General features: G+C 41.1%; 14 protein-coding genes and 1 riboswitch. Of the genes, 8 read left to right on the top strand and 6 right to left on the bottom strand.

Going from position 1 to position 15,127, the window contains the following annotated elements; translation table 11 throughout:
- Positions 1-7 precede the first annotated feature (7 nt).
- A complete protein-coding gene (locus UP17_RS02220) occupies positions 8-1,624 on the top strand; it encodes a sensor histidine kinase (protein ID WP_061461312.1) in 1,617 nt (538 codons plus the stop codon).
- A gap of 4 nt (positions 1,625-1,628) precedes the next feature.
- Positions 1,629-3,056 (top strand): sigma-54-dependent transcriptional regulator, encoded by a 1,428-nt coding sequence (locus tag UP17_RS02215; protein WP_061461311.1) that lies wholly within the window; start codon positions 1,629-1,631, stop codon positions 3,054-3,056.
- 54 nt (positions 3,057-3,110) lie between these two features.
- Here UP17_RS02215 and adhP read toward each other — a convergent pair whose 3' ends face one another.
- Entirely contained in the window at positions 3,111-4,124 is a 1,014-nt protein-coding gene (adhP, locus tag UP17_RS02210; protein WP_061465944.1) for an alcohol dehydrogenase AdhP, read from the bottom strand.
- Between the two features lie 276 nt (positions 4,125-4,400).
- Here adhP and UP17_RS02205 point away from each other — a divergent pair, with 276 nt between their 5' ends.
- Positions 4,401-4,697: a DUF3892 domain-containing protein gene (locus UP17_RS02205; protein ID WP_061461310.1), complete on the top strand. Its 297-nt coding sequence runs from the start codon at positions 4,401-4,403 to the stop codon at positions 4,695-4,697.
- An 85-nt stretch (positions 4,698-4,782) separates the two neighbouring features.
- Here UP17_RS02205 and UP17_RS02200 read toward each other — a convergent pair whose 3' ends face one another.
- Positions 4,783-5,595: a hypothetical protein gene (locus UP17_RS02200; protein WP_061461309.1), complete on the bottom strand. Its 813-nt coding sequence runs from the start codon at positions 5,593-5,595 to the stop codon at positions 4,783-4,785.
- Between the two features lie 215 nt (positions 5,596-5,810).
- Positions 5,811-6,332 carry a YbaK/EbsC family protein gene (locus UP17_RS02195; protein WP_061461308.1) on the bottom strand — a complete coding sequence of 174 codons (522 nt, stop codon included), beginning with the start codon at positions 6,330-6,332 and terminating at the stop codon, positions 5,811-5,813.
- Between the two features lie 159 nt (positions 6,333-6,491).
- Positions 6,492-6,536, top strand: a riboswitch (PreQ1 riboswitch).
- Positions 6,537-6,542: 6 nt separating this feature from the next.
- On the opposite strand from UP17_RS02195, the gene UP17_RS02190 reads away from it, so the two are divergent.
- The 5 genes from UP17_RS02190 to UP17_RS02170 all read left to right on the top strand — a co-directional run bounded on the left by UP17_RS02190 (position 6,543) and on the right by UP17_RS02170 (position 12,466).
- Entirely contained in the window at positions 6,543-7,028 is a 486-nt protein-coding gene (locus tag UP17_RS02190) for a QueT transporter family protein (RefSeq protein WP_061461307.1), read from the top strand.
- Positions 7,029-7,149: 121 nt separating this feature from the next.
- Complete coding sequence (locus UP17_RS02185; protein ID WP_061461306.1) at positions 7,150-7,806, top strand: TVP38/TMEM64 family protein; 657 nt, start codon at positions 7,150-7,152, stop codon at positions 7,804-7,806.
- A gap of 115 nt (positions 7,807-7,921) precedes the next feature.
- Positions 7,922-9,547 (top strand): PAS domain-containing sensor histidine kinase, encoded by a 1,626-nt coding sequence (locus UP17_RS02180; protein WP_061461305.1) that lies wholly within the window; start codon positions 7,922-7,924, stop codon positions 9,545-9,547.
- Between the two features lie 609 nt (positions 9,548-10,156).
- On the top strand, positions 10,157-11,785 hold the full coding sequence (locus UP17_RS02175) for a copper resistance CopC/CopD family protein (protein WP_061461304.1): 1,629 nt from the start codon (positions 10,157-10,159) through the stop codon (positions 11,783-11,785).
- An 18-nt stretch (positions 11,786-11,803) separates the two neighbouring features.
- A complete protein-coding gene (locus UP17_RS02170) occupies positions 11,804-12,466 on the top strand; it encodes a YcnI family copper-binding membrane protein (RefSeq protein ID WP_061461303.1) in 663 nt (220 codons plus the stop codon).
- A gap of 47 nt (positions 12,467-12,513) precedes the next feature.
- Here UP17_RS02170 and UP17_RS02165 read toward each other — a convergent pair whose 3' ends face one another.
- The 3 genes from UP17_RS02165 to UP17_RS02155 form a co-directional block, all read right to left on the bottom strand.
- On the bottom strand, positions 12,514-13,512 hold the full coding sequence (locus UP17_RS02165) for a S8 family peptidase (RefSeq protein WP_061461302.1): 999 nt from the start codon (positions 13,510-13,512) through the stop codon (positions 12,514-12,516).
- 339 nt (positions 13,513-13,851) lie between these two features.
- Entirely contained in the window at positions 13,852-14,358 is a 507-nt protein-coding gene (locus UP17_RS28520; protein ID WP_061461301.1) for an SEC-C metal-binding domain-containing protein, read from the bottom strand.
- A gap of 199 nt (positions 14,359-14,557) precedes the next feature.
- On the bottom strand, positions 14,558-15,127 hold the full coding sequence (locus UP17_RS02155; RefSeq protein WP_061461300.1) for a nitroreductase family protein: 570 nt from the start codon (positions 15,125-15,127) through the stop codon (positions 14,558-14,560).

Genomic DNA, 15,127 nt, shown 5'->3' with positions numbered 1-15,127 from the left:
GAAAGGCATGAATAAACTTGAATTGATAGATTTAATGACAGGTGTGAAATCTTCAAAAAAAACGTATTACACGGAACTTAAGAAAACCGTGGATCAGTTGAAGAAGAAAAATATGCAGCTTGAAATTATGAATGACATCACTAAAAATATGAATATTGAAATCGACATCCAGGAAATTCTCCGAAATGTCATTGCTAAACTCAAGCAGCTCATTACATTCGATGACAGTCATTTTGTCATATTGTATGAGGAAGAACCTGCCCTGCTTCATATCTGCCCCAATGGTCACTGCGAACTTGAAATGGATTCCAATAACCTGTTACACCCTTTTCAGGATTTCTCGTCCGTCTTGAAAGACAAGCAGCCCATTCAGGTGGAAGTTACACGGTTACCGGACTTCCCAGAAAAAGAACGTCTAATATCCCTTGAAATTGAAACACTTCTATTAGTGCCTTTGTACGGAAAAAGTAAAAAAATCGGAATCTGGACTTTCGGCAGGAAGAAAAAGAAAACATGGCATAAAGATGAACTGGATTTTCTTGAGCAACTATCCAATCAGCTTGCACTGACTTTGGAGAATGCCCAGCTTTATAAGGAAGTTCTTCATTCCAAACAGGAGTGGGAGGATACGTTCAAGGCAGTTGAAGATATGATCATCGTCTTTGATCACAAAGGATCTGTCTATCAATCCAATGATTCTGCCCGGGACTTTTCCGACCTGGTTCCTTTAATTGAAGCATCCCAATCTCTTATTCAAGATACCTTTTCATTTAATATGCCAGGATTCCAGGAAATTCTCCTTCAGCATGATACCATCTTGGAAATGCATGCCTACCCGATTCAGAATAAGGAGCATCAAGTATATGGGGTCATTGCTTATTATAAAAATGTCACTGAAAGAAGACAGATGGAAGTCCAGCTATTACATGCCGGTAAACTTGGGGCGATTGGTGAAATGGCAGCAGGGATTGCCCATGAATTGAATAGCCCATTAACGGCCATTCTTGGTAACTCGCAGATTTTATTACGGAAAACCCCACAGGACAATCTGGACTATATGCTATTGAACGATATTAAGATTTGCGGTGACCGATGCAGGCAAATAGTGAAAAGCCTGCTTACCTTTTCAAGGCAGGATGAGTATAGATTCCACTATTACTCTGTTAACGAAGCAATTCACCAGGTTCTGAACCTTTTGAAGTTTCAACTTGGGAAGAAACAAATTTCCCTCCATCTTTCCCTTCAGGAAGACCTTCCGTTCATAAAGGGCAGCCAGCCGCAGATAGAACAGATCATCATCAACTTGCTATTGAATGCAAAGGACGCATTGGACGAGTCCGCTCTAACTGAAAAATCGATTGCGATCACTACCTATTCAGAAGACGAGTTCATGGTGATTCAGGTGACTGATAACGGAACAGGGATTGAAAAAGAACGCCTGCCCTTCATATTCCATCCCTTTCATACGACTAAAGATCGGGAAAAAGGTACAGGTTTAGGTCTGTCTGTAAGCCTTGGCATCGCCAAAGACCATGGAGGCAAGATCGACGTTTTAAGCACGCCAGGAAAAGGAAGCACTTTTTTCCTGAGGCTTCCCTTACAAGCAGAAAAGGAAAGGGGATGATAAGGTGATTCAGTTACTTGTGGTAGACGATGAGAAAGAAGTTGGGACTTTTCTTTCCCGCCTTTTTACGATGAAAGGTTACCTCGTACAAGTTGTGAACAGCGGGAAGGATTTTCATGAAATCGATTGGAATCAGCAGCGTTTTGATGTCGCAATGATAGACCTGAAGCTTCCGGATTGTGATGGCCTTTCCCTCCTGCAGCATCTAAAACAACAACAGCCGCGTTGCAAGGTACTGATCATGACCGGATACAGCACCGTCAAGACCGCTGTTGATGCAATGAAACTTGGCGCGAGTGATTTTATGGAAAAACCCTTTGTGGATATTGAAGTATTGGAAAGGCAGATTGACAACCTATTGAATGAGAATGAATATTTGAATCAACACTTCATCCATAAGCTAGCCGAGGAATCAGGACTCATTGTCGGTGAAAGTCCTTTAATGAAGAGTTTGATTGAAACGGCTTTCAAGGTTGCCCAAAAATCAGTCAATGTATTAATCGAAGGAGAAACCGGAAGCGGCAAAGAAGTGCTTTCACGCTTCATCCACTTAGCCAGCCCCCGAAACCATGGCCCTTTTATCGGCATCAATTGTGGAGCGATCTCTGAATCCCTGCTTGAAAGCGAATTATTCGGTCATGAAAAGGGGGCTTTCACCGGAGCGACCCAGCTGCGAAAGGGTTTTTTCGAAATTGCAGGGAACGGTACGCTTTTCCTTGATGAAATTGCTGATGCAAGTCCGGCCATTCAAGTCAAATTACTTCGAGTTTTGGAAACGCGGGAATTCATGCGGGTTGGTAGCAGCGGGACATTACGGACGAACGCCCGTTTAGTGGCGGCCTCCAATGAAAACCTGCAGCAGGCAGTCGACAAAAAAAAATTCCGGGAAGATCTATTTTATCGACTGAACGTTGTGACTCTAGAAATCCCTCCGTTAAGGAAACGTAAAGAGGATATCCCCCTGCTTGTCCGGCATTTGATTGAGAGAAATGGTCAGGGAGATATCTCTTTTTCCAATGTAGCCATTGAAAAGTTACAGCAACACAACTGGCCAGGCAACATACGCGAACTATCTAATGTGGTCATGCGGACGCTGACTCTCGCAGACCATAAGTCGGAAATAACCGCCAATGATCTCTCACTAACTAACAGCCAGTTCACTCACAAGAAAGAGCCTCCGAATGAGACTGAGACAACTGAAAACCTTCTTGAAGAGTGGCGAAAAAAGCTGGTGGCCGACTTTAATGAGAAAGATGAACTGATGCTTGAAGAAATCCTTACAGAAATCAAACAGCTTCAATCCACAATTGGAAAGGAACTCGTCTTGCAAGCGCTGCAAAAAACATACGGCAACCGGAATGAAGCTGCCAAACGCTTGCAGATATCAATAAGGAAACTGCGCTATATATTAAATGAGAAGAACCAGACATAAGACAAGAATGCAAAAAAGGAGGATGCCCTATTCTATGGCATCCTCCTTTTGTTCTTATTCTAAAGTCAATACGATGCGCCCATTGATTTCTCCTTTTTCCATCATCGAAAACACGTCGTTGATTTCATCAAGTGTTCTTGTTTCAATATTTGTTCTGACTTTTCCCTCTGCCGCAAATTGAACAGCTTCCTGTAAGTCTTTTCTCGTGCCTACGATTGACCCTTTTACTGTTACCCCATTTAGTACTGTATCAAAAATCGGGATTGGAAGTTCATCATTCGGCAGTCCAACTACGACTAGTGTCCCACCCCTCTTGACTGAACTGTAAGCCTGTTCGAATGCCTTTTTCGTAACCGCTACAGAAATGGCTGCCTGCACACCACCAACTTTATCCTTTATGGCTTGTACAGGATCAGTCTTAAGCCCATTAACAGTGAAATCCGCCCCCAGTTCCGTTGCCAGATCAAGCTTATCATCTTGAATATCGACAGCAATGACATTAAAGCCCATCGCTTTCGCATATTGAAGGGCAACATGTCCCAATCCGCCAATTCCATAGATCGCTACCCAATCGCCAGGTTTCGCTTCTGATACTTTAAGTGCTTTATAAGTCGTTACACCCGCACAGAAAATCGGTGAAACTTCCGCAAAGTCAAGCCCTTCAGGAACCTTCACCACATATTTGGCAGGTGCTTTACAGTATTCCGCATATCCCCCATCCACGGAATAGCCTGCATTCAGTTGATCCAAGCAAAGCGTTTCCCTTCCAGTCAGACAATACTCACAATCGCCACAGGCCGAGTAAAGCCATGGGATCCCAACACGGTCACCTACTTTCAAGGAAGTTACGCCTTCTGCCACCTTTTCTATAATGCCTACACCCTCATGTCCAGGGATAAGCGGAAGTTTAGGTTTAACCGGCCAATCGCCATGCACCGCATGTAAATCGGTATGACACACGCCGCATGCTTTAATTTTCACTAATATCTCACCATAAACCAAGTCTGGGATGGGTACTTCTTTAATCTCAAGTTCTTGGTTAAATTCATTGACGACCGCTGCCTTCATTGTCCTAACCTGTTGTTTTGCATTGAAAGTGCTTTCCCCTTGTTTTACATTCATGATTCATATTCCTCCCTTAATTAAGTGGATATTTTTTCTTACTACCACACATACAAGATGCAAGTGCCATGCCACTTCAAAAGGCCAAGACAATAGCATTCACTTAAAAAAAGTGCCGAAAAGTCGGCACTTCTGGACGAATTAACGGCTCAAGTCGGACGAAATCCGGTTTGTATATTGCAGACCAAATAGCTCACCCTATAAATAGGAGGTGTCTAAAACATGGACCAATTTGAAAAAGCCTATGAATCCTATAAACAGCAAGGAACACCGCAAGCAAACCAACTTGATTCAGCTGGAAAAGAAGAAATCATCGCCGTAAGGAAAAATGAAGAGGACAATATTATCGCCATCAAGACGGACTCCGGCCGCGAGCTCGACTACCCCACTGCCCTTTCGGAAGCCAAAGCAGGCAACCTGGCCAATGTTGACGTCTTTCATAAATATGGCCGTGACATATTGCGGAGTGAGCCCGATGGGATAAAAGAAAATAACCTGGATCAACTACCGGAGTTTTGAGTTTACGGGGAAACTGCCTGATATGGGCAGTTTTTTTCTGTCTGGATCTAAACGATAAAAAAGAACCAGCATGATAGCCGGATCCTTATTTTTCATATTGATAGGATTCAGAGATTTCGAGCAGTTGGCCACAGGACTCGACAACCTCAATGATTTCCATCCACGACATGTCCAGACCCAGTTCATTAGCATGGGAAATCTTATCACGTAATTTCCGGATGGCATTTGCATCCTTTCTCCCTTTACTTTTTGAAGGGATTTGGAAGAAACACCTCAGTTGTTTATCCTTATGTATGATGTCGAATTTATCACTGATTTGCAGGCACTCTATTAAATTGATATCTTCATTTTTATCGATTCTCCTCCTATATAATTCGGTTGCTTTTTCTAAACGGTCTTCGCTGATCATTGGATGCCAGGTGCCATCGCCAAATCTATCCATGATGATATCGCTCATCCTCATTTCCAATAAGGTAATATATCCGAATATGAGCATCCTGATTGGAGGCTTTTGAAGGTCGGCATGGGTGATCAACTTTTTAATTGAATTATTCTCCAATACGAACACCCTTGTTTTATTCTTAAAAATATGGAGAAGCTGGATCAAAGGGGTTGAATCCGAAACCATTTCCCTTGGTGAAAAATTTCTTAAATATTCCGAAACGCTCCCTTCACCTAGTTCTTCCCTATCTATATATCCGATGATTTCTCCTTGATCTTGCACTGCCAATATATCAAAATTCTTTTTTTCCAGAGCTTTCTGGATATCCAGCGCCAGATCGTTTTTATGGCAAAACTCAAGCTCCTGGGCTATGCTCTTTACCGTGATATTTTCTTCATAAAGAGTTTTAAGACTAAGATAGCTGCTATTGCTTTTTCCATGGCTTCCAATTAACATCTTTCATCCTCCGCTTATGAACTTTCTGCACGTTTTACCAATCACGAACCACTTTAAGAGCGATTGCCTCTTCAAAATTTTTGGAGCAATCGCATTCGAACAAGTTTATAAGGCTTTAACCGCTAACTGACTAATAAAATGTCCATGTCATCAATAAATAAAGTCCACCCAAGTGGACTCAATCCCATTCATCTGGATCTTTTTGGCACCATAAATCAAATGCCATCAACAGCATTGCCTACCGCCGTTTCCTCATTCCCCTCTCCTTCCCAAGCCTTACAAACATCCACCCAACCCTTTGCTCCTGAATATTCAAATAATTCAGCGAGTGTAAGTTCTATTGCAGAGTTCGTACTGCCGCATGCCGGGAACAATGACTCAAAGCGCTTCATTGATACATCAAGAAAAACATCTAGATCGTTTGCAAGTCCAAATGGGCAAACTCCTCCGATGGCATGGCCTGTTTGTTCGAGCACTTCCTCAGGTGATAACATTCGTGCCTTGAATCCGAACACCTGACGAAATTTCTTATTATCCACTTTTGCGTCCCCTGCCGCTACAACCAAAATAGCATGTTCACCTTCCCCCCTAAAGGAAAGAGTCTTAGCGATCCGTGCTGGGATAACGCCGATGGTAACTGCTGCCTCAATCACCGTAGCACTCGATGTTTCGAACTCCATTACATCGCCTTCCCGGTCCCATCGTTTAAAATGGCTTTTGACACTCTCGATACACATATAATTTTCACTCCTTTGAAGTTCATACAAAAATAATATCATCCTTCATTACAATAAATCAAAATCCTTTTGGACTTCCCCTGCCTTATAAATACAACCATTCTTTACAAATTGACCAAACAAGCTTACATGAGATACTATTAATCTTCGGGCAAAAGCCTTAACGTGGTTCGTAACCATCCCACGATAAAAAACTAGGGAGAGAGTAAAATGAATGTTCGTACACTCGTGATAAACGGGTTATTGGCTGCCTTGTATGTGGCGGTCTCATTGGTGTTTAAACCAATTGCTTTTGAGATGTTCCAATTTCGTGTACCGGAAATGTTGAATCATCTGATTGTATTCAATAAAAAGTATATCTACGGTATCGTGGGCGGCGTCTTCATATCTAATCTGCTTTTTTCGCCGATGGTGCCATTTGATTTGATTTTCGGGGTAGGGCAATCCGTACTCGCCTTATTGCTTGTCATTTTAGTATCTCGGTTCATAAAAAGCATTAAAGGACGAATGATTGCCACGATTATCTTTTTCACATTCACAATGTTCTTAATTGCAATTGAACTGAACCTTGCCTTTGGCTTACCATTCTGGTTAAGCTGGATGACCACGGCAGTTGGTGAGTTCGTTGTCCTCTTGATTGGTGCGCCAATTATTTATGGAATGAACAAAAGAATTCAGTTTGAAAAGTGGCTATAAAGGAATCTTCGCGTCGTTAACCCACTATAATGTAAACAGAGCTGTCTGCATCATGCGACAGCTCTTTTTTCACCAATGAACTTGAAAATGATAAACTATTAGTCAGAATGGTGGTGACCCTTTGAAAAAAGTCCTGACTTTAACCGGTCTATTGGTAATGGCATTATTTATTTTTTCAAATGCAGAATTATTTACTTTGATTTGGAAAAGTGACTTGGATTCAGTTATTGGCATATTGATGGAAAACTTATTGCTTACATTTATTGTGACATTCGTATTGATGTTTGTCCAAAATTCATTTACAATCATCCCCTTAATATTGCTCCTGACTATCAATGTCACGATATTCGGATTCATATATGGCTACCTATGGAGTTGGTTTACAAGTGTTGTTGCGTCAGGGTTTATTTTTTATGCAGCAAGAAACTGGTTTCAGGAACTTCTTTTAAAGAAGATGGGCAAAAAGTGGCAAGAAACTGTTGTAGAGCATGGTTTCATGTACGTTTTTACCGGCAGGATTTTCCCGCTTATCCCAACAAGTTTAATTAACTTGGCAGCTGGAGTCAGCACCGTCACTTTCAAGGATTTTTTATTTGCGACGGCACTAGGCAACCTTATATACTTTTTCTTCCTATCTCTAATCCCATATGGATTCCTATCCGTTGAAATGAACCAATATACGCTAGCTGCACTTGCACTCCTTTTCTTACTATTTTTCATTATCTATAAGCGTGCAAAAAAGAAAAAGAAACTATCCTTATTCAGAAAAAACAGGTGATCGCATTGGCCCCTGTTTTTTTATTTAGGATTCTGCATATATTTTTTTCCGATAGTTTGTTAAAATGTGTATGTAATTTTACCTTTGAAATGTCTTAAAATCAGGGAGAATCTCCATGTCCAAACGCTCCATTTTAGCAATTTATATCCTATCCGGGATTCTTACACTAGTCGTGTTCGACTATTTTTTAACTACAAACATCCATAACAAAGAGTTCTTCATTCAACTTCAAAGAGCGGAAGGAATATTTTTCCTTTTATCTATAGGCTTGATCTTATACCTTTACTTAGCTAAAAGGGAAGAATTCAAACAATTAAAAGAAGCGGAACAACGTCGGCGTACCCTCATCAATTCAATGGTGGATTTCGTTAACTTCAAGGATGGTGATGGCCGATGGCTTGAATCCAATGCCTTCGGGCTGCAATTATTTCAATTGGAGCATGTAGACTATAAAGGAAAAAAAGACAGCGAACTCGCAGAATACTCCGAATTTTATAAAGAGGCGTTGATATACTGTGAAGGTTCCGATGAAGAAACGTGGGTAAAAGGGGAAATCACAAGATGTGAGGAAATCATCCCTCTTCCCGACGGCAATCACAAGACCTTTGATACAATCAAAGTTCCTCTGTTCCATGAGGATGGTTCACGAAAAGGCTTAGTCGTCATTGGCAGGGATATTTCTGAAAGGGTTGTCGCGGAGAAACAATTATTCGATAGTGAACAACGCTATAAATCATTGTTTGAACACAATCCTTATCCGATGCTGATGCTTGATTTAAACGGATTGATTACGACCGTAAATCCAAGGTTTGAAACGGTAACAGGCTTTCAAAAAGAAGAAATACATGGTGCCTCATTCATTAATTTGAAATTTTCAGCAGAAGATGCGGATTTAATCCGTACATCTTGCCAATATGTCATGGAAAACCATAAGGGGATCAAAAAAGGGAAAGATATAGAATTCATAACGAAGTACGGGAAGTCCATCTTACTTTCATGTACGTTTGTCCCGATGATGGTTGGCGAAGATTTGGTCGGGATCATCACTTATGCTAAAGAGGTCACTCAAATTCGAGAAACCGAAGCACGCTTGAGAAGAACCGAAAAATTGTCGATAGTTGGCGAGCTAGCCGCAAGTGTAGCCCACGAAGTACGAAACCCGTTGACTTCTTTAAAGGGCTTCGTCCAGCTGCTTAAAAAGAGCGACCATCCCTATGAACAATACTACACGATTATGTTAAGTGAATTGGACCGGATCAATCTAATTGTAAGCGAGTTACTCGTTCTGGCAAAACCACAGGAACTTCCATTCAGCAAACATCAAATCATCGAACTGATGAATGATGTCAAAACATTGTTGAAACCAGAGGCGGACTCGTACCCCACCCAAATATCAATATCTGTTAAAAACGAAATACCGCTTCTGTTATGTGAGGCAAACCAATTAAAACAAGTATTCATAAACATGCTCAAGAATTCAATGGAGGCATCCGCCGATCACATTTTGATTGATTTCGAGCGCATGGACAATAACCTTTCCATTACCATCAAAGATAATGGAAGCGGAATAGAAAAAAAACGGTTAAAGCATCTTGGTGAACCTTTCTATTCTTCTAAAGAAAAAGGAACAGGGTTAGGATTGACAGTCAGCTGCCGAATCATTGAAGCGCACCGGGGGAAGGTCCGTTTTAACAGCGAACTAAACCATGGAACCGAGGTCCAAATCATTTTGCCCATATAAGTATAAATCGGAGGACAAGCCTTTATCTTGTCCTTTTTTGCAGGTTTAGGACCATACTTGATAAAATTAAAATAGGGAGGTAAAGAAATCCTTGATTTCCCTCAAGAATGACACAGCCTCATCAGGTTGGTTCCCCTTTAAGTATACTTTGCCCTCCTGCGTTATTGGATGTAACGGTCTCTGTTTTGCCAGCTGTACCCATTTGCGTTGCCTCAATTACCGCCTCTTTTTTTTGACATCATCCACGGTCTCTTCCTTATCCTTTTCCACATCCATATCCTTTCAGAAAAACAAGGACTACGTCGCTCCCGATCCTTTGAAACTGTAACTGAAATAGCCGTCTTTGCTTTATCCTTGAAAATTACTTCTTAATCGGGTTTGCGCCACAGGCCTATTGATTTTTACGCAAGGGAATTACACCAATATTTCCCATCCGATGTTTTATTGGCTATAATGGTGGAAGCTAGGCAAATCTAACCTTATTGTTATCACTTTTTTAGTGAACCTCTCAAACTGCCTTTAGATAACTAATTTATTTTCACTGTTTTTTCACATTTCCCCTTTATAATAAGCTTACATAATCTGATGAAAGGATGATGGCACACCAAGATGAAGAATTATTTATGGCTGGTAGTCAGCCTATTCAGTTTGCTTTTATACCCGGCAATGGCTTCTGGTCATGCTACAGTAATAAGCTCTAATCCTAGCCCGAATGAAGTGATGGATACTCTTCCTGAAAAGATCAGCATTCAATTCAGTGAGAATATACAACCAGCTTTCCATTCGCTTGAGGTATTCAGCCAAGATGGGGACAAAATTCAAATTCAAGATAGTGCAATCTCGGAACAAAGTGAAAAAGTACTGGAAGCTAAGTGGAAAGGCACTATTGATGAAGGGATTTACTACATAAAATGGAGAGTGGTTTCCAGCGATGGCCATCCCATTGAAGGGACAATCCCCTTTCAATTTGGAGATTCAACGGTCCTACCAAATCAAGAAATTTCCAAAGTGAACGCAGGTTTTCCGGATTCCATCACCGTTTTCCTGCAAAGTCTTCAATACATATGCTTCGCGGCCCTTACCGGAATCCTTTTTTTCCAATTATCTTTAATGAAGGGTTCTCGTCTTTTTGAAGCCAGCAGCAGGGCTCGTCTATACCTTTGGCTTTCATATGCAGGTCTAGCATTTTCCATCTTCTGCAGTCTGCCTTTAAAAGTGACGATTGACGCTGGTGTAGGTTGGGCGGATGCGTTTAATGGGACTTTTATAAAAGAAGTATTGAATGCTACAAGCTTCGGTACCATCTGGATCATAGAAATTCTATTGTTGCTCCTTCTGTTTTTAGTTATTTATTTCATGCTCGAGAACACACTGATTAAATCACTACCCTTCCTTTCTTTCATCATAATAGCAATCTTGATGGTTTGTAAGGCTTTAACTGGACATACGGCAGCTGTTCCTAATCAGGTTCTGGCCGTTTTGATGGATTTCCTCCACTTATTGTCCATGGCTTTATGGCTTGGCGGCCTTTTGACCTTATTGGTTATTTTGCCTGGACTTGCTAATCGGCAGGCAGACGATAAGAAAACCTTTTACTGGTCAATCATTCAAAGGTTTTCCAGATGGTCGTTTCTGTTTGTAATCATACTGATCATTAGCGGGATCTATAGCAGTTTACAGCATGTACCGACTATCTATTCATTGATAAATACAACATATGGACAATTGTTACTTGCGAAAATTGGTCTCATGTTAGTCATGATCGTTTTAGGGGCTTTTCATTATTTAAGGGGGAAAAAGCGGGTTAAAAAACTTGGTTATAGTGTGGGAATGGAGTTTGGTTTAGGAATCGTCGTACTCATTGTTGCGGCTCTATTGACAAATGTCCAAACTGCCATGTCTTCTCCCGGTCCAATAGAGAAAACGTTACTGACTGACGAAAATAATGAGGTCACATTAATGGTGACTCCGAATAAAGTCGGGGATAACCTGATTCAAGTAGATCTATCCAATGGAGGCAAGCCGATAGCTGAAATAGAACAGCTTACAATCACTATGCAGCCCGTAGATACGCCAGGCGGTGAAATAAAGCTGCAAATGAAGGAAAAAAGCACAGGTACATTTGCATCAAAGTCTATATTAACCATGCCAGGAAAGTGGAATATCCATATTCACGGATTAACTGATAGCCTGGATTCAATCAATGCTGATTTTACAATTTTCATAGGGAATTCATAACAGGAGGGATAAATACAAATGAAAAACATTTCAAAGCTTCTTATTTCCACATTTGCTGCATTATTCATTTTCTCTAGTTCTGCGTATGCACACGTTACGGTCCAGCCAACCTCATCTGCACCTGAGGCGTGGGAAACTTATACACTCAAAGTGCCCGTTGAAAAAGAGACTGCCACCACAAAGGTGACTTTAAAAGTACCTGAAGGGGTTACTTTTGAAAGCTATCAGCCTGTACCAGGATGGAAAGTGACAACCAAGGCTGACAAAGATGGGCATGTAAAAACGGTAACTTGGTCAGCAACTGAAGAAGGAATAACCGCTGGACAATTCCAGCAATTCTCATTCGTTGCCCAAAATCCTAAAGAAGAAACGAAAGTGGCCTGGGATGCATTTCAATATTACGAAGATGGTGAAATTGTTGAATGGAGCGGTGATGAAGGCTCAGACCTACCGCATTCTGTAACGGAAATTTCGGTAGCTCCCAAGGATGCTGCCGGATCTACGGACCATGGTCACAAAAATGAAGCAGACACTAATAATTCCAAGACTACTGACAATGCAAAGGATTCCGTAACAACAGAAGGTGATAGCAATCAGACGCTGATCATCACTCTGGCTGTCATATCACTAATTCTTTCCATTGTAGCGCTTTTTGCAGCTCTTAGGAAAAATAAAAAATAATCATTATGGAAGGTGCCCCAAGAATCATGGGGCACCTTTTTTCACTTCTAATTTTCCATGACTACCGATTTACTCGGAAACTGAAGGTTTTCTGATTTTATGGTAGTATTAATGGAATTTTCCACTCTTTGTTCCGTTATCGTTAGGTTAAGCATTCCATTGCCCTGTGCCTTTTTGCTTATTCCCAGGTCTTCCGTACTTTTCACTAACTGTGCATATAATTCCGATTCAGTTAATTCGCGGTCAAATTCCTTTTCCGCAATCACTTTCAAGAGGGCTGCTGCACCGCTTACATGAGGCGTAGCCATCGACGTTCCGCTCAGCCTTGCAAATTTATTTCCCGGATACGTAGAAAGAATACCAACCCCTGGCGCCACCAAGTCAATTTCATCATTTGTATTTGAAAAATCAGCTAAATTTCTGTTTAAATCCACAGCTCCTACTTCCACTACCTCGGGATATGCTCCTGGATAATCCATTTCATCCGTTTCATGACGCCCATCGCCACTATTTCCAGCGGCGCAAACGACAAGGATATCGTTCTGAAGAGCCTTTTGAATGAGTTTGTGTTCAGCTTCATCCGCTGGACCGCCTAGTGAAAGTGAAATAACAGAAACCTTTTCTTCATTAGGTCCCCGCCAATTGATTGCATACTCTAAAGCTCCATTAATCCAATCTATTTCGCCTTGCCCTTGACCATTTAAGGCCTTTAACGCTAATACGCTTGCTTTAGGAGCCACTCCAACTACACCAGCATTATTAACGGCAGCCAAAATTGTACCGCTCACATGTGTCCCATGTCCGTTATCATCTTGATAATCCCCGGTATTGGTGAAATCCTTCCCTCCGATGATTCTTTCTTTAAGATCTGGATGTCCTTTATCAATGCCTGTATCGATGACGGCAACTACCACACCCTCACCATAATTGCCTTTTTCCCAAATTGCCGGGGCCTTCACAAGCTCGACACCCTCGGGAATCTTCTCTTTCACCGTGTCCATTACTTCTAGTACTTTGTAAGGTATTAATCTTTTTTCTCTTGTCATTTGATTACCCCTTCCTTCGTTCAATAAGTTAAACTGCCAACAGTGTGGGGATTTTCATCCCGTCTGGTTGCCGTCTACCGTTGAAAGAGATGAGATCAAAAAACTCTTCTCCCTTATATATACCAGATTTTTAAAAATAAAAAAGAAGTTTTCGGAAAATTCCGTCTAAATAACTACTTTTTATTTCTTATTCTTTAATTATCTGGTAATTCATATTATAGAACAAGTGTTCCGTTTATTCTACATGTTTTTTTTCAATTATCAAATTTCATTTTAAAGCTAAGCGCTTTTCGCAACTAAAAAAGAAGCGACCCCGAATAGAGTCAGCTTCCATGGATGTTAAGCTGCGCCACAGCATTTTTTGTATTTTTTCCCGCTTCCGCATGGACAAGGTTCATTTCTTCCAATTACTGGATTTTCATGGACGTGCGGCATTTTAGCTGCCTTGGCACTTTCCATGATAATTTGCGTGCCTTTTTCCTTCATTTGCTGATACCGCTGTTTAAATAACTCCATTACATCTTTACTGTACTTTAACGTATCTTCCGCGATATCCATCGCCTTTTGCTTGGATATATTATAATCCTCCAGGGCAAATTGATTATCCCTGAAAGAAACCCTAACTCCAAAATGCTGTCCAGCCTGTTTATTGGTCTTGCGCTCCTCAACGAATTCAAGGTATACTTCCTGGCAATCACAAGTCTGATGCATGCAATAATAATCATATATCCAATACGTTTTATCTTCATACCTACTCTTTAAAGCAATGCCATCCTCAACGCCAAAAACATCCAAATATTTAATCGCTTTTCCATCAAGGATCTCAAATGGATCAATCGTTCTCATCTATAGACACATCCTAATTCATCAAAGTTTATTCTTCCTATGTATTGTACAACCTAATTCATCAATCGTCACTTGAAACGAAGCCTGATGAGGCCAAATCCCTTTCGTTAAAGCAGATATATGGAAGCCTTATTGAAGGCAAAAAAGCAGCTGCAGCAGTGATTTTGCACTGCTGCAGCTGCCCCTAATCCTTAATCTTTCATCCGATCCAAGTGGTCAATTCATTAATCGGTGTTTTCTTAGCAGGTTTCGGCTCCATGTCAGGATAACCCAAGTATATGAAAGCCAGTATTTCCCCCTTTGAGGATAGCTTGAAATATTCCCGGACCTTTTCATGATAAGTTATTTTCCCCGTTCTCCATACTGCTCCCAGCCCTAGGGAATGTGCAGCAAGAAGCATGTTTTGGATGGCACTGTTCACTGCCGCATATTCCTCGGAAACGAGGACATTTTTCTTATCACTAGGCTCTATGCCCACTGCGATAATGGCAGGAGCCCTTAAGGGATTCTTTTTTTGCCTTTCAAGCTTACTGATTAAATTTTCAGGGGTATCATCAGCATTTTCAATTCTTGTTATTTCTTCGAATACCTGCCCAAGTTCATTTCTTCCTTCTCCTGTCAATACAAAAAAACGCCAGGGCTCCGTTCGGTGATGATTAGGTGCATATGTTCCAGCTTCTATGATTTGCTCGATCATTTCTTTAGGTACCGGATCTTGCTTGACGATTCCAATGCTTCTTCTCGTTTTTATAGCTTCAATAGTTTCCAT

Origin of the sequence: Peribacillus simplex (assembly GCF_001578185.1) — a bacterium.
Classification (GTDB): Bacteria; Bacillota; Bacilli; order Bacillales; family DSM-1321; genus Peribacillus; species Peribacillus simplex_A.
This window is presented reverse-complemented; position numbering and strand designations above follow the sequence as displayed.